Source organism: Streptomyces sp. NPDC002476 (assembly GCF_042889785.1).
In the GTDB taxonomy this organism is placed as follows: domain Bacteria; phylum Actinomycetota; class Actinomycetes; order Streptomycetales; family Streptomycetaceae; genus Streptomyces.
The window spans coordinates 1-20,368 of the sequence record NZ_JBIARH010000041.1; the positions used below are offsets into that span (position 1 = coordinate 1).

At 68.3% G+C, this 20,368-nt stretch carries 17 protein-coding genes and 6 pseudogenes; 14 read left to right on the forward strand and 9 right to left on the reverse strand.

Annotation, left to right across the window (positions count from 1 at the left end):
• Window positions 1–213: 213 nt before the first annotated feature.
• A pseudogene (locus ACFYXM_RS30930) lies at window positions 214–1,212 on the forward strand (transposase); the annotation flags it as partial.
• 161 nt (window positions 1,213–1,373) lie between these two features.
• Here the strand turns inward: ACFYXM_RS30930 and ACFYXM_RS30935 are convergent.
• A complete protein-coding gene (locus tag ACFYXM_RS30935; protein ID WP_389294328.1) occupies window positions 1,374–1,967 on the reverse strand; it encodes a TetR/AcrR family transcriptional regulator in 594 nt (197 codons plus the stop codon).
• A gap of 94 nt (window positions 1,968–2,061) precedes the next feature.
• On the opposite strand from ACFYXM_RS30935, the gene ACFYXM_RS30940 reads away from it, so the two are divergent.
• Window positions 2,062–2,277: a hypothetical protein gene (locus ACFYXM_RS30940; RefSeq protein ID WP_389294330.1), complete on the forward strand. Its 216-nt coding sequence runs from the start codon at window positions 2,062–2,064 to the stop codon at window positions 2,275–2,277.
• 152 nt (window positions 2,278–2,429) lie between these two features.
• Here ACFYXM_RS30940 and ACFYXM_RS30945 read toward each other — a convergent pair.
• Together ACFYXM_RS30945 and ACFYXM_RS30950 are read right to left on the reverse strand one after the other, a co-directional pair.
• Window positions 2,430–3,417 (reverse strand): annotated as a pseudogene (locus tag ACFYXM_RS30945) (IS630 family transposase).
• 385 nt (window positions 3,418–3,802) lie between these two features.
• On the reverse strand, window positions 3,803–4,651 hold the full coding sequence (locus ACFYXM_RS30950; RefSeq protein WP_389294331.1) for a transposase family protein: 849 nt from the start codon (window positions 4,649–4,651) through the stop codon (window positions 3,803–3,805).
• Between the two features lie 90 nt (window positions 4,652–4,741).
• On the opposite strand from ACFYXM_RS30950, the gene ACFYXM_RS30955 reads away from it, so the two are divergent.
• From ACFYXM_RS30955 to ACFYXM_RS30970, 4 genes are all read left to right on the forward strand, one after another.
• Window positions 4,742–5,290 carry a hypothetical protein gene (locus ACFYXM_RS30955; RefSeq protein ID WP_389294333.1) on the forward strand — a complete coding sequence of 183 codons (549 nt, stop codon included), beginning with the start codon at window positions 4,742–4,744 and terminating at the stop codon, window positions 5,288–5,290.
• A gap of 266 nt (window positions 5,291–5,556) precedes the next feature.
• On the forward strand, window positions 5,557–7,299 hold the full coding sequence (locus ACFYXM_RS30960; RefSeq protein WP_389294335.1) for an endo-1,4-beta-xylanase: 1,743 nt from the start codon (window positions 5,557–5,559) through the stop codon (window positions 7,297–7,299).
• 231 nt (window positions 7,300–7,530) lie between these two features.
• Entirely contained in the window at window positions 7,531–8,250 is a 720-nt protein-coding gene (locus tag ACFYXM_RS30965; RefSeq protein WP_389294337.1) for an IS6 family transposase, read from the forward strand.
• A 170-nt stretch (window positions 8,251–8,420) separates the two neighbouring features.
• Complete coding sequence (locus ACFYXM_RS30970; RefSeq protein WP_389294339.1) at window positions 8,421–8,855, forward strand: ATP-binding protein; 435 nt, start codon at window positions 8,421–8,423, stop codon at window positions 8,853–8,855.
• 121 nt (window positions 8,856–8,976) lie between these two features.
• Here ACFYXM_RS30970 and ACFYXM_RS30975 read toward each other — a convergent pair whose 3' ends face one another.
• A complete protein-coding gene (locus tag ACFYXM_RS30975) occupies window positions 8,977–9,480 on the reverse strand; it encodes an NUDIX hydrolase (protein WP_389294341.1) in 504 nt (167 codons plus the stop codon).
• Window positions 9,481–9,748: 268 nt separating this feature from the next.
• Here ACFYXM_RS30975 and ACFYXM_RS30980 point away from each other — a divergent pair, with 268 nt between their 5' ends.
• Window positions 9,749–10,102 carry a hypothetical protein gene (locus ACFYXM_RS30980; protein ID WP_389294343.1) on the forward strand — a complete coding sequence of 118 codons (354 nt, stop codon included), beginning with the start codon at window positions 9,749–9,751 and terminating at the stop codon, window positions 10,100–10,102.
• Window positions 10,103–10,238: 136 nt separating this feature from the next.
• On the opposite strand, the pseudogene ACFYXM_RS30985 reads toward ACFYXM_RS30980, so the two are convergent.
• From ACFYXM_RS30985 to ACFYXM_RS30995, 3 genes and pseudogenes are all read right to left on the reverse strand, one after another.
• Window positions 10,239–11,664 (reverse strand): annotated as a pseudogene (locus ACFYXM_RS30985) (GTP-binding protein); the annotation flags it as partial.
• Window positions 11,665–11,705: 41 nt separating this feature from the next.
• A complete protein-coding gene (locus tag ACFYXM_RS30990; RefSeq protein ID WP_389294426.1) occupies window positions 11,706–12,566 on the reverse strand; it encodes a phosphotransferase in 861 nt (286 codons plus the stop codon).
• Between the two features lie 248 nt (window positions 12,567–12,814).
• Window positions 12,815–13,564 (reverse strand): annotated as a pseudogene (locus tag ACFYXM_RS30995) (IS5 family transposase); the annotation flags it as partial.
• A 658-nt stretch (window positions 13,565–14,222) separates the two neighbouring features.
• Between ACFYXM_RS30995 and ACFYXM_RS31000 the strand changes: the two are divergent.
• Together ACFYXM_RS31000 and ACFYXM_RS31005 are read left to right on the forward strand one after the other, a co-directional pair.
• The gene (locus ACFYXM_RS31000) at window positions 14,223–15,374 is read left to right on the forward strand and encodes a hypothetical protein (protein WP_389294345.1); all 1,152 of its coding nucleotides are present in this window, start codon (window positions 14,223–14,225) and stop codon (window positions 15,372–15,374) included.
• Window positions 15,367–15,588, forward strand: coding sequence for a hypothetical protein (locus ACFYXM_RS31005; protein WP_389294346.1), 222 nt, complete (start codon window positions 15,367–15,369; stop codon window positions 15,586–15,588). Before ACFYXM_RS31000 ends, ACFYXM_RS31005 begins: the two co-directional genes overlap by 8 nt.
• A 49-nt stretch (window positions 15,589–15,637) precedes the next feature.
• Here the strand turns inward: ACFYXM_RS31005 and ACFYXM_RS31010 are convergent.
• Window positions 15,638–16,128 (reverse strand): annotated as a pseudogene (locus tag ACFYXM_RS31010) (DUF6233 domain-containing protein).
• Between ACFYXM_RS31010 and ACFYXM_RS31015 the strand changes: the two are divergent.
• Both ACFYXM_RS31015 and ACFYXM_RS31020 read left to right on the forward strand, forming a co-directional pair.
• Window positions 16,081–16,521, forward strand: coding sequence for a hypothetical protein (locus tag ACFYXM_RS31015; protein ID WP_389294430.1), 441 nt, complete (start codon window positions 16,081–16,083; stop codon window positions 16,519–16,521). The pseudogene ACFYXM_RS31010 and the gene ACFYXM_RS31015 overlap by 48 nt on opposite strands.
• Window positions 16,522–16,533: 12 nt before the next feature.
• Window positions 16,534–16,815: pseudogene (locus ACFYXM_RS31020) on the forward strand (terminal protein); the annotation flags it as partial.
• Between the two features lie 215 nt (window positions 16,816–17,030).
• Here the strand turns inward: ACFYXM_RS31020 and ACFYXM_RS31025 are convergent.
• Window positions 17,031–17,894: a LysR family transcriptional regulator gene (locus ACFYXM_RS31025; protein WP_389294347.1), complete on the reverse strand. Its 864-nt coding sequence runs from the start codon at window positions 17,892–17,894 to the stop codon at window positions 17,031–17,033.
• Between the two features lie 92 nt (window positions 17,895–17,986).
• Between ACFYXM_RS31025 and ACFYXM_RS31030 the strand changes: the two genes are divergently transcribed.
• The 3 genes from ACFYXM_RS31030 to ACFYXM_RS31040 all read left to right on the forward strand — a co-directional run bounded on the left by ACFYXM_RS31030 (window position 17,987) and on the right by ACFYXM_RS31040 (window position 20,245).
• Window positions 17,987–18,724, forward strand: coding sequence for an SDR family oxidoreductase (locus ACFYXM_RS31030; protein WP_389294349.1), 738 nt, complete (start codon window positions 17,987–17,989; stop codon window positions 18,722–18,724).
• 702 nt (window positions 18,725–19,426) lie between these two features.
• Window positions 19,427–20,017, forward strand: a complete 591-nt coding sequence (locus tag ACFYXM_RS31035; protein ID WP_389294351.1) for a recombinase family protein — start codon at window positions 19,427–19,429, stop codon at window positions 20,015–20,017.
• A 72-nt stretch (window positions 20,018–20,089) separates the two neighbouring features.
• Window positions 20,090–20,245 carry a hypothetical protein gene (locus tag ACFYXM_RS31040; RefSeq protein WP_389294353.1) on the forward strand — a complete coding sequence of 52 codons (156 nt, stop codon included), beginning with the start codon at window positions 20,090–20,092 and terminating at the stop codon, window positions 20,243–20,245.
• Window positions 20,246–20,368 lie beyond the last annotated feature (123 nt).

Below are 20,368 nucleotides of genomic sequence, written 5' to 3' on the forward strand. Positions count from 1 at the left end.
CAAACGCGCAGCCCACAGCGTTACAGATCGCCCAAGCGTCCCTGCTATCAACATCGTTGACGCCAGCAAGCCCAAACGGGTCAAGCGAACATAAACGCCCTAAGTTACCGGTATTGCGGTTAGCCTCGCCGTTTCGGTTGAGATGGGGCCGGAAGCGGGGAGGGAATACGAAAGTGCCTTCTGAGCTGGGACGATGAACCTTGTCGAGGGGTTCTGTCGGTCCAAGCGGAAGGCACTTTCTGCGTGCAGGGTATCGGTTCTCGTCCCAAGCTCCACGTCTCCACTGACGGTTCGGGGTTGGTCGGGCATGCGGGCGCACGTTTGCTGGCGGATCTTGCCGATGCCACCGGTCTGACCACCGCCTACTCCACTGCGCTCGGGCCGCTGCGACCGCGTGGCGCCGGGCACGATCCAGGTCGGACCGCCACCGATCTCGCGGTGATGCTCGCCGACGGCGGTGAGGCGATAGCGGATCTGGCCGTGCTGCGGGACCAGGGCGAGGTATTCGGACCGGTCGCCTCCACGCCCACCGCCTGGCGGTTGCTCGTCGACACCGACGGGGCAGTACTCGCTTCGCTGCGAGCGGCCCGTGCCTCAGCCCGTGAAGTCGCCTGGATGCAGGCTGCCGAGACCGGCCAGGGCATACCCGCCGTCCAGGCCGGCGGACGAGAACTTCCCGGCCTGGTCCTGGACCTCGACGCCACGCTGATCACCTCCCACTCGGAAAAGGAACAGGCCGCGCCCAATTACAAAGGCGGCTCCGGCTTTCTTCCGCTGCTGTGTTTCCTCGCGAACACCGGCGAGGCCATGTCCGGCCGGCTGCGGCCCGGCAACTCCGCAGCCAACACCGCCGCCGATCACATCGCGGTGCTGGACGACGCCCTCGCACAGATCCCCGACGCTCACCGGTACGGCACCCAGATCCTGGTCCGCGCCGACAGTGCCGGGTCCGCGAAAGCCTTCCTCACCCACATCCGGAGCTTGCGCGAGCACGGGTTGAGCCTGCGGTTCTCGGTCGGATACGCGGTCACCGAGCCAGTCCGTCGTGCAATCCGCTCACTGCCCGAGGCTCTCTGGCATCCTGCCCCGGACCAGAACGGGACACTGCGCGACGGGGCCGAGGTCGCCGAACTGACCGGCATGGTCGACCTCGCCGGTACTCGCCCCGGCCATCGTTCACCTGGCGTACTTCGCCGACAACGGAGGGCGCCGAGCAGGCCCCGGGCTCCTGTCTCTGACCCGGGTCGCGCGGGCGAGGGGTGCTGTCCCTTGAAACGGAGAATGCTCAACGCGGCCGTACCGGGCGTCGCTTTTCATGAGTGACCACCTGCGAAACGCGGTGTCGCCGCGTGATGCGCTGGGCGAGGCGGTGGTCAGCCCAGGAGGTTGTCCAGGTGATAGTCCAGCACCCTGAGTGCTTCGTCGGGAGAACGCTGCCCCAGGGCGACGTCGACCCCCAGACTCGTGGCCAGATTCCAACAGATGTCAGCGTCGATCAGGCCGTTGCCCCGTGCTGGCGCGCCCCGTTCCTGCCGGGCCGCGGCGATGAGTCCCGCGGTGAAGTCCAGAAGCTCGCCGCTACCTGGCGCCAGCACGCCGGCCATTGCCGGATCCGAGATCGCCCTTCCGACGACCGCGACTGACAGCTGGAGTAGGCGCAGGCTTTCCGGGTCACGGGCGAGCATCGCGCGCAGGCATTCACGGAGCATCGTCTCCGCGCTCGCCGGGTCGGTTGCCTTGATGGATGCCTCAATCCGGGCGTTCAGTGCCCGCACGGCGCGGTCGATCGCGTCACGGACCAGGTCCTCCCGGGTGGCGTAGTAGTGCTGCACCTGGCCCATGGATACCCCGGCCTCCACCGCGACCTTGCGAAGCGTCACACCCTCCAGTCCGTCGCGGAGCGTCAGTGCCCAGACGGCTTCGGCAAGGCGGTGTCGGCGCTCCTCATGGTCAACGATCTTCGGCATGCATCCTCCCTGGCGAGCCAATGCGTTCGCATTGCATCGCCATCGGCAGTCTATTACAATGCATGTGCATTGTTAAAATGACTGAGGGGGCATCATGAAGTTCGTCGTTCTGCTGATCACCGGAATGGCTTTAGTGGTCTTCAGCGGCCAAGGCGCGATCCGGCTGCTCATCGATCACGACAACGGTGGGGTGCTCAGCGGATTGCCGTTCCCGGGCGCCCTGTGCGTTTACATCGCTGCCCTCGCCATCGGTGTCCTCCTCGCCGGCTGGGCACAGGGCCGCGCCAAGGCCCTCGGACACCTCAAGTAACACCCACCACGGCGCCCAGCGGGCTGCCGCAGCACATTCCGGCCTCTATCCCGCTCGGAGTCCCGCCGGGCCCGCTTCGCCGGGACCACCAGCGGGCCCGGCGGCCTGCTTTGCACCGTGGGTCAGAGATATTGATCAGGAACTCATTGGGTTCACTCGTCGAGGATGTAGTGGAGGTGCGGGCCGCCGAAGTATCCGCGCGCGATGTGGGGGCTGGCGTTGTCGGCGGTGGAAGAACCTGCGGGTTTCGGTGGCGAGTTCGGCCTGGTTCCTGGCCCGGTGGGTGTGGGGCAGGCTGCGTTTGAGGTCGGCGTTGACCAGCTCGTCGGGGTTCGGCTCGGGTGAGTACGACGGCAGGAAGTGCAGCTCGATCCCGTCCTTGTGGTCGGCGAGCCAGGTCCGGACGGTCTTCGAGCGGTGGGCCGAGTGCCGGTCGACGATCAGGTGGACCTTGCGGTCGAAATGCCCGGCGAGCCGGTCCAGGAAGCGGCACATGGTCTTCGCGTCGAACGACTCGGTGAAGACCATGAAGTGCATCCGGCCCTTCGTGCTGATCGCGGACATCGCGGTCACGGAGAACCGGTTCCCGGTGCGGCGGACGACCGGAGTGATGCCTTTGGCACCCCAGGTGCGGCCGGTGACCTGGTCCGAGCGGACCCCGACCTGACCGGCGAAGAAGACCTCACCCCTCTCCGCCTTCGCTCTGGCCCGGATCGCCGGCCAGGTCTCCTCGTGCCGGACGCGGACCGCTTCCGCGTCCTGCTCGACGGCCCGCTCGTCCGGACGCTGGAACGTCAGCCCCCATCGCTTGAGGTGCTTGCCCACCCCGGGTTCGGTGAACCGGATCCGGTACAGCTTGAAGATCAGCTCGCCTGTCAGGGCCCGTGTCCACAGCTGACCGGAAAGCCCCAGGCCGGAGGGGGCATGATCGAGGACGGCCCGTCGGGCGGCGGCCTGCTCGGCTTCGGACAGTGCCTGATGCTCGCCCACCCGGCGGCCGCGCGGACGGGACAGCAGCGCGTCCCGGCCACCGGTCCGCCACCTCGTCCACCAGTTGTCCACGGCCCTGACCGACACCTTGAACAGGGCCGCGACCTCTGCCCGGTCCCGCCCCTCCACCAGCGCGGACACCGCCAGCAACCACACAGCCTCCTGCGCATCCGGCGACCAGGTCCGCGCATCCCCCACCAGATCACTCACACACCATCAACGAGCATGAACCCAAGCATTTCGGATCAAATAGGAGTCCTGTCGGCGTACTCGCGTATGTGCAGAGTTGGGTACGGATGAACGTACAGAGCAAGTGGCCGCAGAATGATGCTCACTTAACGCTGGGGGTGGTTAGTTGCGGTGGTGGGTGGTTTGTGAGCTGGGGTGTTGATGATTGATTGAGAACGGTGTCGGGGTGGTTTTGAGGGTGTGGATGGGGGGTCTGGCCTGGGGTTGTTGCAGTTTCGTTGAGACAGGGCATGAGATGTCGCGGATATGCCCCTGGGTCTAAAGGCACTGGCTGTGTTTTTGCTGGTCAGGGCTGTTTTTCCAGCGGTGTCGCGTCGGCCTGCCACGCCTCGACGGGGGTTTTCCCGTTCAACACGGACGGGTGATGGCGGGTGTTCCACCAGGCCACCCATTCCAGCAGCAGGCCCACGAATGCCTCGTAGGTCAGGGGCGGGGCGTCGGGGTCGGCGAGTCGGCCGCCGGTGAGTTTCTGGCGGCCGGTATAGCGGGGGAGTGAGACGAGGAACATCTCCTCCACCGCGTCGTTCAACGCCTCGATCGTCCCCTTCAAGTGAGGGGTGTAGGCGGGCAGGTCGGTGACGGGGACGGCGAGCGCGCCCATCGCCGTGGTGACCGTCGCGCACAGGAACTCCTTGCCGCGGTCGACCCGGATCTGACCGGGCAGCGCGCCCACCGGCCCGAACGGCTCGCTGCGGGTAATCGCAATGCGCAAGGACGCCAGCACCGCGTCGCGGCTTGGCGCGTGTGCGGTGACCGCCACCCCGGTGATCGCCTTCGTGGCGCAGTCGATGAACCAGGTCACCCACGGCGTGGCCAGCTCACCCTCCACGTCCACCTCGACGGGAACGTGCTTGTGGTCGCCCTCCCACACCGCGTTGCGATGAGTCGGCGGCCGCTGCCCGAACACGTCATGCGCGCGCCGGGCCGCTTCCCCGCTCTTGAGGCCGGCCCGTTCCCCGCGGGTCAGGTCCCGGCGGATCGCCCGGTGCAACGTGGAGAGCGACGGCACCGCGGGCGCGTCCGGATCGTCGGCCGCCCGCTGCACCAGCTCGGCGTGGACCCGGGAGGCGTTACCGCCCCACAGCGCCAGCAGCCGCCGGACTTCCGCGGTGACCGTGAAATGGGACGACTCCATCCGGGCTAGGCGATGATCCTCCCGGGCAGCGGCCAGCCACCGCCACACCGTCCGCTCCGACTTCCCCAATTCCCGTGCCACCAGGCGCACATGCGCGGCCGTCAGCTCTCCATGCCCGTCGAGGTCCAGCAGCCGGGGCATCGCCGCCGCCCGCCCCGACGTCGGCGGGAACACTGCCACCGGACCATCTACAGGATCCTCGCCACGGCTTCCCGGCATGTGCGGCCCCTCTCCGCCGAATACGGACAGCACGGCCTGCCGTCCTGGTCCCAGATATCCCAGCCCTTCGGCACCCAACTGACCGGAATCGGCATACGACTGACAGCAACCATCGCCATCCGGTACAGCCGTGCCCGCGCACGGGCTGGCGATCTGCTGGACGGCCTTCTCGCGGGCGTCGTAGAGCTGACGGGTGCACTTCGGATGACCGATTCGAGGACCGGCCTCGGTCACCATGCCCGCCAGGCCCACTCCACGCCCACCTCGGCGAGCGCCGTGCACCGCCCGGTGATGGACGTCGCCAGGGTGCCGCACGAGCTGATCGACTGGACCGCGCGGCGCGGGGAGCAGATCGCCGCCCTCGGCTTCCACGCGATAGCCATGGGAGAAGCTGAGGGCGTCCGGCAGGCGGGTCAGTAATCGGGTCAGCGGGTGATCCTGGAGGTATGGCCCGTGTGCGGTTCTGCGCGTCCTGCGGGGCCCGGCTGCCGAGAAACGCGGCCGCCCGGCGCCGGTACTGCGGTGACGCCTTCCGGGCCCAGGCGTACCGGGACACTCTTGCCGCGGACTGCATGGGCCCGCACGAGCTGGGACGTGCCACACAGGGCCGCCGTACCTCATGTGTGATGAACTATGGCCCGGTTTCCAGACGTTGATCTCGTCTCGGCAAGAAAGTGGGAGGGACCGTGAACCTTGGCGGGGGGACGTGGCAGCGGCTGACCGCCGTGGCGCTCGTCATGGCGGTGGCGGCCGGGTGTACGGGTCAGGGCGAAGGGCCGGAGGGCGGGAACGACAAAGACCTGCTGCGGAACCACGACTGGACGCAGATGCCGGGCACCACCGCGCGGAACGACGTCCTGCGGGTCAGCGCATCGGATCGGCACATCGTGGAGCAGGACTCCTCCGGCGGCCAGCCCAATCCCCCGCTGAACCTGGCCGGCCCGCATCTGAGGTCCGATGGCGACTTCACCGTCACCGCACGGATGTCCGGTGTGGGCGACGATGACGGCGACTCATGGCTGCGGCTGTACGGACGGGTACCGGTCATCTACGACGAGTGGCGGCAGGAGCGGCCCTCACTCCGCGTCGGCGTGACCGCCGACGGACAAGTGAAGGTACAGATATGGGACGGCGAGGGCGACGAGCCAGCCACCTCCAAGGTTTTCGACTGCGGCTGCTTCGGGACGGTGACGCTCGCCGTGTCGAGCATCGGTGACACCTTCCGCGTGAAAGCCGACGGGCGGCGGCTGGGAACCGTGCAGGACCCGGGGGTGTTCGCCGAGGGCACTGTCTGGTTCGGTCTGGAGGCGGACGCGGGCGAAGACGAGCGCCGCGAGGGATGGCGTCTGACGCAGCTGATCGCGCGGGCAGAGAGCGGTGACTCGCTCCGCGTGGTCAACGCGCCGCAGCTACGCCAGGAGCAGTCCGACGACTCGCTGCGTGCGCGGGCCGCAGACGTGGGGCGGCCGTTCGACGTCGGCACCGCCCTAGCCGAGAACCCGCTGCTCACCGACTCCCGCTACCGGGCGCTCGCGGGGAGCCAGTTCTCCATGCTCACTCCGGAGAACGCGTTCAAGCCACAGTTCCTCCACCCGCGCCGGGGCGTCTACGATTTTCGCGACGCGGACCTACTCGTACGCTTCGCCCGCGCAAACGACATGAAGGTTCATGCGCACACCCTCGTCTGGCACGAGGCTCTGCCCAACTGGATGCGGGAGAACGACGATCCCGAGGAGGTGCGCCGGACCATGCTCCGGCACATCGCCACGGTCGCCGGTCACTTCAAGGGGAAGGTCGCGGAATGGGATGTGGTCAACGAGCCCATGTCCGACGACAAGGAGAGCTACACCAACGGGGATCTTGGTCTGCGCTCCGAGCAGAGCCCGTGGTTCGAGGCCATGGGCGAGGAGTACATCGACGAGGCGTTCAGGGCCGCCCACCGGGCCGATCCGAAGGCACGGCTGTTCCTCAACGAGTACGGGGTCGAGGAGGAAGGCGAGCGGTGGGACGCCCTTTACGATCTGGTCAAGCGGCTCAAGGAACGGGGCGTACCGATCGACGGCGTGGGTTTCCAGAACCATGAGTACGCACCCGGCGACCGCATCGACCCGGAGACCTTCCGCAGCCATGTGCGGGATCTGGCGGAGCTCGGGGTCCAGGCGCGGGTGTCGGAGATGGACGTCCCCATAGGCGAGAACGAGGAGGACGGGCGGGAGACCCAGGCCGATGAGATGGTGGGCAAGCTGCGGGTCTGCCTGGAGGAGCCGAACTGCACATCGTTCTCCACGTGGGGATTCACCGACCGGTACGGTTCCACCGCCGACACCAAGATCTATCCTCCGCGCACGGCCGATTCCCTGCCGTGGGACGCGGCCCTGCGGCCGAAGCTGGCGTACGAGCGCCTGCTCGAGGCCTTTGACGAGGCGTGAGGCATCAAGGCTCCCGGACCACTGGGGCCCTACCCACGCTGGGCACTGTCACGTTGGCTGACCGGGTGGGATGATCTTCGGGTTGATCATGGTGGAGGGGGTTGTCCGTGGGCAGTACGCCGCCGTCGTGCAAGGGCACCGGTACTGGGTCGAGGTGATCTCCCGGCACTGTCACGTTGACTGACCGGCCTGGGATGATCTTCTGGTTGGTCGTGCTGGGAGGGGTCGTCCGTGGACAGCGCGCCGCCGTCGTGCAAGGGGCACCGGTACCCGGTGGAGATCATCGCGCATTGCGTGTGGCTGTACTTCCGTTTCCCGCTGTCGTTCCGCGAGGTCGAGGAGCTGATGCTCGAGCGCGGCGTGCTCGTCTCCCACGAGACGGTCCGCCGCTGGTGTACGAAGTTCGGGCAGGTCTACGCCAACGGCCTGGGCCGCCGGCGTGTGCAGCCGGGCGACAAGTGGCACCTGGACGAGGTCTTCCTCAGGATCAACGGTGAGCTGAAGTACCTGTGGCGGGCCGTCGACGCCGATGGTGACATGCTCGGCATTTTGGTCCAGGACCGGCGGGACACCGCTGCGGCCAGGCGGTTCTTCCACAAACTGCTCAAGAAGACCTGCTCGGTGCCGAGGGTGATCGTCACCGACAAGCTCCGCTCCTACGGCGCGGCCCACCGCGAGATCATGCCCTCCGTGGAACACCGCGCCCACAAGGGTCTGAACAACCGGGCCGAGAACAGTCATCAGCCGACGAGGCAGCGCGAACGCGCGATGAAGGGCTTCCGCAGTACCGGCGGGGCCCAACGGTTCCTGTCCGCGTTCAGCGGCATCTCACCGCACTTCCGACCACGCCGCCACCTGATGACCGCCACCCAATACCGCACCGAGATGACCACCCGCTTCGCCATCTGGGACGAGATCACCGGCGCCACCGACCAGCCCACCGCAGCGTAAGCCAGGCCCCCACCCAACCCCTACACACCCTGACGCGCCCTCAATCGATCAACACCGCACCAACGTGACAACGCCCAGAGAAGGCTTCTCCCTGCCTCCGGACGCCACCAAAATTCACTGCTTCACCTCGTGCCGTGCTCGGTTCGGGCTGAGGGGCGGCGATGGGACGCATGAACGTAGTGCGTCCCCGCCGCACGGGGCACCCCGGCTACAACGTGGTCCTGCCACGCGAACCGAAGACAGCGACCGAGGCCCGGTGCCTGGTCCGGGTCTCCCTGTCCGCCTGGGGACTGGACCACGCCACGGACCCGGCCGAACTCGTGATTTCCGAACTCGTCGCCAATGCCGTCCGGCACGCCCGCGGCCCCATGGTGCGCGTCATCGTCGAACGCCCCACGGACGACCAGGTCTACCTCGGCGTCGTCGACCGCGCGCCGAACGATCTGCCACAGCAGCAGACACCGCACGCCGAGGCCGCACAGGGCCGAGGACTGCTGATGGTGGACGCGTTCACCACCCGATGGGGCTACGACCGGTTAGGTCCGGCGACACGCTTCTGGGGCAAACGCGTATGGGCAGTGCTGGCAGCGGAGGCGGATACATGAGCAGCCGACGGCCGAGCGTCGGCGACGAAGTGACCCACAGCCGGACCAGCGCGGTCGTCATGGACATCCGTGACGGAATCCTGTGGCTCCGCGCTCCCGATGTGGTGGCCGCTGTCTGGCATCACCAGCGGGCGATGAGCGTCTCTTCCCCGCCCCGGTTTCGGTACAGCCAGGTGGTCCCCGGTGCGATTGCCCCGGTCAGATAGCCGACGATGGGCTCCCGCTGTGTTGCGCTGTCCAGTTCGCCGAGCAGCTTAAGGGCGTCGGGCAGGGTGAAGAAGGCGGCTTGTTGGATGTCGTCGTCCTGTGGCGTGGGGCCCCCTGCCCACTCGTCGATCTCGAAGGCGGCGGCCAATGCCGAGGGGTGCTGCTCGGAGTCGATGTGCATGAGGAATGCTGTCCGCACCGGGTCGCCGGCCAGCAGTCCGGTCTCCTCCTGCAGCTCGCGCCGGAGGGCTTCGTGCAGGAGCTCGCCGTCCTCAACCCCGCCGCCGGGCAGCGACCAGCGCATCTCACCGTCGGTGCCGAGACTCTCCCGCACGAGCAGGATCTCGTCGTCTCGGCGGATGATGCCGATGACCAGCTGCACCCGGGGTTTGGGGGCCGTCACATCTTCTGCTGTCATGCCGCAGACCGTATGTGATGGCCGGTTCGCCGGTGGCCGGGGAGCATCCGTACGAGGGAGCCCGGTCACCGACCCGACCAGTACCGTTCGCACGACTCGCCCCCGGCGCGTAGACATGAAGGGCAGCCGTGCCCGCCGACAGGACCGGGCCGGCTGCACCACTGCCCGGGAGCCGCGCCAATGCCCCAGCGAGCGGCCAGGGCCCCCGTAAGGCTGCACCCCTGCGCGGGCCTGCGGTCTTCGGGGCGGGGCGGGTGCATGTACCCGTATGGCACGTGAACGGATCCGGTGGCCGGCCGTCGTGGACCGGGCCCGGCAGATCGTGGAGAGCTGCGAAGGCGGCGTCACGCTGCGCCAGGTGATGTACCGGCTCGTTTCCGAGGGGATGCTGCCGCACACCCCGTCGATGTACCGGCACCTGTCCTCCCACCTCGCCCAGGCACGCCGCGAGGGCCGTTTTCCCGACCTGATCGACACTTTGCGCGAGGTCCACGTTCCACCGGCCTGGCCGGACCCGGGCGCGTTCCTGCGCGAGGCCGTGGACTGGTTCGCCCTCGATTATCTCGGGTGCAGATTGAGTGTCAGGCAGGTTTGGGAAGGCGCCTCAGGAATGCGTGTTTGACAGATGTCAGCTGATTGTTCAGGCAAGTTGGGTACGTGCGCGACGTGCACCGGCCTCCCCGAATTTGTAGGCCCGGTGCAGAGCCCCGCGCCTCTTCAGGGCGTTGCCGAACCGCACCGGGCTTCGTCGGCCCCGCTCAGCGCGTCTTGAGTTCCCGGTCTCCCGACGGACGTGACCACCACACCCCCTCTCCGTGGGTGAGCCCCGGCAGCCGCAGCTCGATGTCCCGGACTCGCCGGGCCGGCAGCTCGCCCGTGATTAGCCATGAGGTGCTCGTGCCCGTGGTGCTTGTGAACTCGGCGCCGAATGCAGTGAGTTGCGCGGTGACCGGGGCGAGGGAGGTCGGCGGGATTTCGGTCTCGAAGGCATGGCTGGGCTCGTACAGGCGGGTGCCGGCCCGCTGCAGGGCCCGGCGGAGCACGATCGGGGTGAGGCCGCGGAAGTCGGCGGCCGTGCTGATCGGCGCACAGAAGCCGGACCGGATTAGCGTGACCCGGTAGTCGGTCACGGCCGCCCCGTGCAAACCAGTGAGCAGGGTGGCGTGGACGGTGTCCTCGATGGCCTGGTGGAAAGCGCGCGGGAGGGCGCCGAGCTCGGTCTCGTATGCGAACCCTCCGCCCGAGCCGCGCGGGGCGGGCTCCACACGCAGCCCGACCGTGGCCCAGTAGCGGGTGCGGTCGAGCCACGGCATCTCTTCCCAGGCCTCACCGGTTCCGGCTGGTCGCTCCAGGAGCCGGACCCGGCCCGGCTCGAAGTCGGCCTCGACACCGAAGTCCTGGACCAGCGTCGCCGCCAGCACCTCCATCTGGACCTCGCCGTACAGCAAGAGCGCGGTGGCGCCCTCGGCCGCGGGGCGAGCGTGCAGCAGGGGGTCCTGGTCGGCCAGGGACAGCAGCGCCGAGCGCAGCGTCGCCGACTGCTCGGGGTGCCGGGCGCGGACCAGCGTCTCCAGCGTGGGCGGGGCGAACTGCGGGGCGCGGCCGGAGAGGGCGCCGAGACGGTCGCAGGCCCGGATGCCGCCGACGCCGGACACCGCCGCGATGTTCCCGGCGGTGAGCGGTCCCGGGCGTCCGATCACCTGGAGCTGGTGCACCCGCCCCGCGACCTCGGTGGTACGGCCGTCCGCCTCCCGGCGCAGGAACGTCAGCCGCTGACGCCGTGTCACCTCACCTTCGTACAACCGCAGATACGCCGTCCGCTCGCCGCCCGCTCCCGGCCGTACGGCGAACACTGTGCCGCGCGGTGCGGTGGCCCCGGGCACCGGTGCGGGCGGCGAGGGCGGCGCGCAGCTGGTCCGGGGCCGGTTCGGGGCCGTCCACGACCGCCGCGAGGACGGCCGGGTCGACGTCGGCGAGCGCCTCGGCCAAGTCCGCCCACACCGCCGTCTCGTCCAGCGGCCGCACCCGGGCGTCGGGAGTGCCGAGGCCCGTCACCTCGGTCAGCGGCACGACATGCGGGGTGAGCAGCCGCCGCACGTCGGGGAGCAGGGACTCGGCGCGGGCGCCCGCGCGGTCGACCTTGTTGACGAAGACGAGCGTGGGCAGCCGCAGCCGCAGTCTCGTCGCTTGGTTCCTTGCCGCTTTCACGTGACCTTCGGCGATTTCTACAGACCATCCAGTCGCCTGGTCACCGTGTCGAGTGTCGGCCAAGGAGGACCCTCGCGCAGCAAGCGCAGGAATTCCTCTCCGAATCGCCTCCCATTCGGAAACTGGTCGCCAAGCTCCCAACGCCACGCGGCGACCATCGCGATCACGAGCTGCCGACACTCGTCCAGCAGTCCATGGTCAACGCTTGGGTAGTGCTCGCAGACCGCCTCGGGAACATGGGCGAGATCGAACTCGACGGGTCCACGGCAGCACGTCTCAAGGTCGATGAACAACGGGCCGTTCTTCGTGCTGAGCACATTGCCCGGATGCGGCTCGCCGTGGAGCAGCTGCTCCACGGCGCCGCGGTCGTCGATCGCTCGTCGCAGGCTTGCCAGCCTGCCGCTGAGGAACACGCGGTCCACGTCGGTGAGCTCCGGCGAGCGATCCGGGTCGGCGACAACTTCTTCCGCCTCCGTGATCCGGTCCGTGAACCTCGGGCTCGGCACATCGACCTTGCGCATGCCGGCGTGCAGCTGCTCCAGCGCCTTGGCGTAGTCGACTGGTGAGGTGTGAGGTGTCACGGACTCGTAGTAGGTCCACAGCGTCACTGCGAAGCCATCGCGCGTGTACACACGCGGGTCCGCCCGAGGCTCCAAGGGACACACCGGGCATCCGGCCTCGGTGAGCCGCTGAGCGAGATCGACTTCGAACTGTGCGACCTCTTGTCCCACAGGGGCGACCCGGGCAAAGACGTCGCATGGCGTCAGCCGCAGTGCCAGCTTGTTCGAGTTGTGGAGAACGCTTGCATCGTCGGCCGGCAGGTCGAGCGATGCGGCGACCGAAGTCGCAGCCGCGATCGCACGCGTGACGTCGGTCATATCCACCCTCGAATCTTGGCATAGATGAGCGAGGGCGATGCCAACCAGCGTGGCCAGGTGCCGACTATCGCGGCTCGGCACACCAGCGGAGATCGATCACTCAACCTTCGCCGAGAATCGCTCAACCTTCACTGCGACAGGTGCCCGGTCTCGGATATCTCCGGGTACGACATCCCTCCGACCTGCGGTTACCCGGACTTGAGTGAGACACCTTGCTCGTCCGGCGTCTTAGGGCGTCCGCCAGTAGGTCAGCGGATGCGAGGGCTTCGAGGGCGGGTGCCCCAGCGGTAGAGGGTCCAGGCGCGTCGGATCAGGCAGCGGATGGTGATGACGGCGCTGGCCATGGCGATGAAGAACTCGACTGCGTCCTTTCGTCGTTCGGTGCAGCGGCGGAGCTTGCCGAAGTTGTTCATCCAGGAGTTCGTGCGCTCTACCACCCAGCGTCCGCCGGTCTGGATCGGGGTTTTCGCCCCGCGCTCGGCGATCCGGGCGGTGATCTTCCTGTCGGCCAGGTCGTCGTGGACGATCCGGTAGTCGTAGCCGGCGTCCAGGGTGAGGCGCGGACGCTCGGGCAGTGGCCCGAGGACTGTCTCCAGGGCGGTGAAGCGGTCGAGGGTGGCGGGCAGCAGAGTGTGGTCGCGGGTGTTGGCCGGTGCTGGCTCGGTGACCAGCGGTATGCCGGACCGGTCGGTCAACTGCGAGCGCTTCAAGCCGAGTTTGGCCCGGTCGACCGGGCTCCTTCCGGCGCACTCACCGCCCGAAAATGCCTTGGTGATACAGCCGTCGGCGGACAGCTGCTCGAGTTCGAGGCCGACCATGCGGTCATAGGCGGCGAGCGCGAGCAGTCGCAGGGTCTCCATCACACCGGTGGCGATCCACTCGTCGCGGCGACGGCGCAAGGTGGTGGCCGAGCAGTGCTCGTCCGCGGCGCGTTCGTAGCCGCAGCCGAAGACCAGGACCTGGACCAGGCGGTCGAAGACCACCGCATCGCTGGCGCGCGATGCCCTTGCCACGCCACTGCTCGACTACCGCGAGGGAGTCCAGGCAGGCGACCAGACCAGCGATGATGTGCACGTTGGGCGACCCGAGGAGCATGGGGTGAGTGAAGGCCCACGTCGCCGGCAGCGCGAGCATGCCGCCGACCAGGGCTCCAGCCACCGAATCCTCCACCACCCGCGCGTGCGTGAGCGGCTCCGGAGCGAGGCTCTGGTCGATCACGGCCGGAAGAGCCCGCCAGGAGCCGTCGGGGTTGTCCGGGTCGGCCAGCCGGATCACCGGCTCCAGCGCGGCGGTGTCGGCGTGGGTCGCGTCCCGAATCACGATGCCGTCCGGGAGCTGCGAGGCGCTCACCGGGATGATGTCGCCCGGCTGCATCCCCGACCGGTCGGCCGTAGTGGGGGCGGCGTACATGCGCTCGCCCATCACGTTCCCCGAGTACATCTGTTTGGTGTCCCTGCGCGCCGGATTCCCCGATCGACGGGCGCCCTTGCGCGCCCCGTTTCGCTTCCCCACAGCGTCCTCCCCTTTGTCATCGCACAACCTCCCCACCCTGGCTCCTCGTTCACATTCTGCTCTGGCAGGCAGCTTGGGAACCGAAGGCTGCCCATCGTCCACAGGGCCTGCAGTTCGCCGAGACAGGCTCCAGGAGGGGTGCAAATGGGTGATGATGACGCGGTGAGTCTGGATCTGAGCAACTACGAGCTGACCTGGCCCGCATCCCTGTTCGTATCCGAAGGCGAGCGCATCATCGCGTCGACCGGATCGTCCTGGACAGACCGCGCCGAATGGCTCATGACCGAGGCCCCGTCGGGGTCGACGGCCGTGGCGGACTTCGACGAGATGCCGAACCACAACGAGGTCGATCCTTGGGGTGGCTCCGCATCCGGATGGGGCCGGTCCGCGCCCGCGCTGATGACGAAGCACGAGTGGTTCTCCGAGCTCATCAGCCGTGCCTCGGAGATCCGGCCCGCAGCCGCGCCCAGGCCGTACTGGCCGCAGCGGCAGGGCCGGGGCCTTTCCATCGACGGCAGTACCGCGCGCGATGCCCGACGCGACTTCGCGAGGATCGTCGGCGACCTCGAGGACAACGGCTACCTGGCGGAGCGCTTCGGGCAGGAGTGCGTCGACGACCGCGACTCACTTCCCGACGCCTCCGCGCTGATCGAGCGACGCCTGGGCATCCCCGGCCTGTGGCCCCTGGCTCCGGAGACGTGGGATGAAGACACCTTCTACGGCCTGATCGAGGTCCTCCATGACCTCGTCAGCCGTCCCCGGATGCGGCGCTACCACGACTTCTGCAACTGCGGCTGGCATCACTCGGAGTTCCACAACGGGCCGGCCCGCACCCTGTACCGGGTGAAGGTCAACGAGCTCCTCCGTGCAGCCGGCATCCACTACGAGCTCGCCATGGAGGGGGAAGACCTCGGGCGTCTGGTCGCCGTCACCGACGACGCCCGCAGCCAGCTCGTGCACCGCGCCATCAACGACAGCCCACCCGACGTCACCGCCGACGTCCGGCACGCCATCGTGCTCTACCGGAGCCGGGGCGCCTCCCCCGAGAGCAAGCGGTCGGCCATCTTCAACCTGGGCCGTGTCCTCGAAGAGCGCCGCGCCCTGATCAAGGACCAGCTCGGCAAGGGCGAGGGCGCCCTCTTCGAGATCGCCAATCGCTTCGACCTTCGCCACCGCCGGGCCGACCAGCGCGGTGAGTACGACGAGGCGTTCCTCGACTGGATCTTCTGGTGGTACCTGGGGACCGTGGAGCTCACCAACGAGCTGATCAGGGCAAGGAGCCGCGCAGATGGCTGACGGGTCAAGCTCGGACCAGGACGTCACCTACCGGGCGCCTATCGGCTGCGTGGACCTTCGGGCATTCGACGACGAGGGCAACGCCTACGAGATCCATGCGTGCCACGACTGCCTGCCCTGGCACGCCGAGGTCGTGATCGTCGACGGCGAGATCCTCGTCAGGGAGTGGCACGCCGTCGGATGCCCGCAGTTCAAGGCACTGATCGAAGACTAGACAGGGCACGTCTGTCGCCCCACGCCGATGTACGCGGCCCGCTCGGGCGTCAGTCCTCGCCGTCGAATCCGCGGTCGAAGCCCTTGAGGACCGGGTCGAGTTCGGCCGCAGCTCCGCACAGGGAGCACAGCCTCGTCCCCGGGTGCTGCGCCGCGTCCAGGGCGTGCTCCAGGGTGAGCACCGGGCCCCGGCTGGCGCTTCTGCGCAGTCGACGGCGTGGACGGTGCCCCGGGCGGGCCCGCGGCCGCCGGTCTTCGCCAGGACCCAGCCGGACGGGCGCCGGGGCCCCAGCACCTCCTCGACGAACGACGGCTTCAGGTACTCGGTGGGCACGGCATCGTACGAGACGCCGTCCACGGGCCGCACGTGGCCAGGGGCGCGCACCCAGACCCGGTACTCGGCAGGCTCCACCATGTCGTCGGAGCCGTTGCTGTACGCCGGCAGGCCGACCTCGTACCTCCAGCCGTCGCGTACCTGACGCCGGGACCACAGGTGCGCGACGACCTCCTGGTCCCCTGGCAGCAGGACCCGGATGGGCACGGGCACGGGTTCGGGGGCGGAGGGCGCCGACAAGCACCCGCCACCTGCGCGGACGCCCCGCCTCTGTCCACAGGCGAGACGTGGATCCCTGGAGGCACGAGCGATCACGAGAAGCAGCAGCCGGCCCCGCGCCGCGGCAAGGTCCCGGAGGCCCTCGCGCGGGCGGAGCAGAAGGTGTTCACCCGGCCCGCGCCGAAATTCGCAAAGGCTCAGGTCAAATTCCCTCTCACGCGGGCGAAGGGGTCGACCAAGGCCGTGGCGGAGCGCCTGGGTGCCTCGCGCCGGACAGTGGAGCGCTACCGCGCCGGAACGCTGACGACCCCGCAGAAGCGCCTCCGGGCCGCCCTGGTAGAGGAGACCGAATCCGAGTGGCAATCGCAGGTCAGAGCATAGGCACGCGAACAGGCGTCCACCTCCACCGGCACGATGGTGGAGGTGACAGCGCACTTCGGAGTCACCTGCACGGGCAGCTCGGACGACGGCCGCGAGCGCACCATCACCACCCCGATCTCACCCACCTACGCGAAGCAGATCCTAGATCTCCAGGAGGCCGGAGCGACGGAGGAGGAGCTGCATCCGATCGTCTCGGAAGCCATCACCGAGTCGTATTTCACGGAATGGGGCACCCGCGCCGCTGGCCTGCGCGCAGATTTTACGCACGTTCAGGCCATAGATTTCCTGTTCTGACGCGGTCGATTTTGGGGCCTGCTATAAAACAATCCTGAGCCGAAGCGCGATAGTTGTCGCCAAGGCAGCGTGTTGTCACCAGGAACACCGGACGGGGCGCGCTGGGCTGACCACCGGTTTTCTGTCGCACCGAAGCTGACGAATTCTCACCGGATCTCATCCGTGTTGTCGGATTCTCACCGTTTCGAATTCCGAGCGTTCGCGGCAGGGCCTGGTCATAACCGTGCAGCCGTGCGGACCAGGCCGGCCAGGGCGAGGGAGCGGCTGTGCGCGGGCCAGGCGATGTGGGTCACGACGGGAGGTGCGTCGGTCAAGGGGACGGCCGTGTGCTCGGCCCACAGCCAGGAGCGAGCGGAGTCGGGGACGACCGCCACGGTGCGTCCGAGAGCGATCAACTGAGCCAGTTGCGTCTGGTTGTGGATCTCGGGGCCCGAGCCGGGTGCGTAGGTGCCGTGAGTGGGCCAGCGGGCGAGCGGCAGATCCGGGATATCCCTGACATCGGCCAGGGACAAGGTCTCGCGGGCGGCGAGCGGGTGCCCGGCAGGCAGGATGGCGACCTGTCCTTCGGTCGTCAGCGCCTCGCTGTCGAACCCCGCGAGGGAGTTCCACGGCGCGTGCATGAGTGCGACATCGGCACGTCCGTCGCGCAGTAGCTCTTCCTGCTCGCACAGACCGCACAGCAGCACCTCGATCTCGGCACTGCCGGGCTCGGCCGCGTAGGCGTCGAGAAGCTTCCGCAGCAGTTCGTGCGACGCGGCGGCCTTCACCGCAAGGACCAGCCGACCGTGGGGGCCGCCAGGGCTGTCGGCACCGCCGGCGCGCCGGGTGCGGCGAGCAGCGGCAGCGGTCGCGTCGAGGGCCGCCCGGCCCTCGTGCAGCAGCACTTCTCCGGCACCGGTCAGGCGGACACCACGGCGGTTGCGCTGCAGCAGGCGGACCCCGAGGCGCCGTTCGAGCTGCTGGATCGCCCGCGACAGCGGCGGCTGGGCCATGCCGAGGCGCTCGGCGGCGCGTCCGAAGTGCAGTTCCTCGGCGACAGCCACGAAGTACCTCAACTCGCGGCTCTCCAGGGTGTCCACGGCCGCAGCATACGCGGTGATACCCGGCAGGTATGACAGGACACCGTATCGGTGTTGGCCGCGCCACTCGTCCGCGAGCCAACATCATCAGCATGAGTGAAACGATGATTGCGCTGGTGACCGGCGCGAACAAGGGCATCGGGTACGAGATCGCGGCCGGGCTGGGCAGCCTCGGGTACCGCGTGGGCGTGGGAGCCCGCGACGCGGCCCGGCGCGAAACCGCCGTCGGGGAGCTGCGCGCCGTCGGCGTGGACGCGTTCGGGGTACCGCTGGATGTGACCGACGACCAGAGCGTCACTGATGCCGCGGAACTGATCGAACGGCTGGCCGGGCGTCTGGACGCTCTGGTCAACAATGCCGGCATCTCGGGCGAGATGGGCCCGGGGTGGGTGCAGGACCCGACCGCGCTCGACCTGGAGGTGCTCCGCACGGTCGTGGACACCAACGTCATGGGTGTCGTCCGGGTCACCAACGCGATGCTGCCGCTGTTGCGGCGCTCGGCCTCGCCACGCATCGTCAACGTTTCCAGCAGCGTCGGTTCCCTGGCCCGGCAATCGGACCCGGACATCGAGATCGGCCCGATCATGGCGGCCTACGCGCCGTCGAAGTCGTTCCTCAACGCCCTCACCGTGCAGTACGCCCGGCAGTTCGCCGGTACGAACATCCTGATCAACGCCGCCTGCCCGGGCCTGGTCGCGACCGACTTCACAGGCTTCCAAGGGCCCCGCACTCCTGAACAGGGCGCGACCACGGCGATCCGGCTCGCCACGTTGCCCAACGGCGGCCCGACCGGTTCGTTCTTCGAGGACGACGGCGTCGTCCCCTGGTGATCACGAACTCGCCGTGGATTCCGCAGAAACCAGATGCGCTGAGAGTCCCAAGCCGAGCGTTCTCATCGAACCTGGCAACCCCGCAGCTCAGCACAAGATCCACAGACAAGCCCAACACGACAGGACAACCGGGGCCGCTGTACAGCTCAGGCGGCCGGTGGAGCGCAGGAGCCGGTGACACCCACCATGCTTCGCGCACTGCTGGTGACAGGTAACGCGCTGACCTGGTGACAACCACCGTGCTTTGCTCGATCGAAGCCGCAGGTCAGTGGAGGCCGATGGTGACAACTATCGTGCTTCGGCTCAAATCCGACGGGTCGTCGTACAGCGCTCTGGCGGCGGCTCGCTCCCGAATTCGCACCACGAATGCGAGGCCGAAGATGACTACGCCCTGGCCGCCCCGGCGCACCGCACGCCGTCCGCTCGCCCCGCGCGTCGGGCGCCGCTCCGTGCGCCCTCGCCCAGGAACCCGCGGGCCCCGACGCCCGGAGCCCATTCAGATGTAAGCCGTTCTCATAAATGAGTAGTTCTGAGAGACCGGAGCCCCCTGCCGGGCCGTGTCCGGTTTGCCTCTGATCTTCGTTCTCACAACCTCTCGCAAAACACCTTTCGCACAATGCCCCTCGCGATAGGTTCTGCGACACGCCCCAGCTCACCGAACCCGCCACCGCCGTCGAACAGTTCGACTGCCCCACCTGCGAGGTGCCCGTCGGAAGCACCTGCCGCACCCGCGGCGGCAAGGTCGCCCCGAAGTACCACACCCCACGCTTCATGCTCGTCCCCCATCTCCGCGCCGAGCTGGAGGTGAAGACCCCCGCCGACCGCGGCCCCGGCCGCGCGTGGGAGAGAGGCCTGGCCATCGACACCTCGGTGCCCGAGGCCGTCACGAAGCCCACGAGAGTGGGGTACGCCCGGTGCAGTACCGCCCAGCAGGGGCTCCAGAGCCAGCTCGACGCCCTGGAGGAAGCGGGCTGTAATCCCGTCTTCTCGGAGAAGATCAGCACCCGGGTCAAGGTGCGGCCGGAGTTCGTCAAGGCGATGGAGTTCGCTCGCACCATCAAGAAGACCGTCCCGCACCAGCGGGTGATCTTCACGGTGCACGAGATGAAGCGTCTGGGCCGCGGCGCCGCCGAGCTGCTGACCATCGCCGAGGACCTGCGCCACTACGACATCCAGCTCGAACTCCTCACCGGCCCGCTCCAGGGGGTGTACGACCCGTCCGGGCATGGCGCCGCACTGTTCGCGTTTTTCGCCGGCATGGCCGAGTCCGAGCGCGAGTACATCCGGGAGTAGTCCCTGGAGGGCCAGGCATCCGCCCGCGAGCGGGGCCGGCACGGCGGGCGCCCCAAGGTCGTCGACGACGACATGGCCACCTACGCCCGATCCTTGCGGGTAAACGGCGTCCCCGTTCCCGAGATCGCCCGCAAGCTCGTTATCACCTCAGGCAAGAACAAGGGCGAACACCCCTCGGTCGCCACCGTCTACCGCATCCTCGCCGAGGAGGCCGACGGCACCGAGTGAGCCCGGACACCGGTCAGGACCTCAAGATCAACTCGTTGCCCCTTTGACGCGCATCTGGGAACCGGCGCTTATCGCATCTGATGCGAACTGGCTTCACCTTGCGCCGCATTGGTCAGGTGACGC

Coding starts and splice junctions, on each gene's coding strand:
- ACFYXM_RS30940 (WP_389294330.1), top strand. CDS start 2,062: ATGAAGTTCGTCGTTCTGCTGATCACCGGAATGGCTTTAGTGGTCTTC.
- ACFYXM_RS31005 (WP_389294346.1), top strand. CDS start 15,367: ATGGCTGACGGGTCAAGCTCGGACCAGGACGTCACCTACCGGGCGCCT.
- ACFYXM_RS30970 (WP_389294339.1), top strand. CDS start 8,421: ATGAACGTAGTGCGTCCCCGCCGCACGGGGCACCCCGGCTACAACGTG.
- ACFYXM_RS30980 (WP_389294343.1), top strand. CDS start 9,749: ATGGCACGTGAACGGATCCGGTGGCCGGCCGTCGTGGACCGGGCCCGG.
- ACFYXM_RS31000 (WP_389294345.1), top strand. CDS start 14,223: ATGGGTGATGATGACGCGGTGAGTCTGGATCTGAGCAACTACGAGCTG.
- ACFYXM_RS30935 (WP_389294328.1), bottom strand. CDS start 1,967: ATGCCGAAGATCGTTGACCATGAGGAGCGCCGACACCGCCTTGCCGAA.
- ACFYXM_RS30955 (WP_389294333.1), top strand. CDS start 4,742: ATGCGCGGCCGTCAGCTCTCCATGCCCGTCGAGGTCCAGCAGCCGGGG.
- ACFYXM_RS31030 (WP_389294349.1), top strand. CDS start 17,987: ATGAGTGAAACGATGATTGCGCTGGTGACCGGCGCGAACAAGGGCATC.
- ACFYXM_RS30950 (WP_389294331.1), bottom strand. CDS start 4,651: ATGGAGTCGTCCCATTTCACGGTCACCGCGGAAGTCCGGCGGCTGCTG.
- ACFYXM_RS30975 (WP_389294341.1), bottom strand. CDS start 9,480: ATGACAGCAGAAGATGTGACGGCCCCCAAACCCCGGGTGCAGCTGGTC.
- ACFYXM_RS31040 (WP_389294353.1), top strand. CDS start 20,090: ATGGCCACCTACGCCCGATCCTTGCGGGTAAACGGCGTCCCCGTTCCC.
- ACFYXM_RS30990 (WP_389294426.1), bottom strand. CDS start 12,566: ATGACCGACGTCACGCGTGCGATCGCGGCTGCGACTTCGGTCGCCGCA.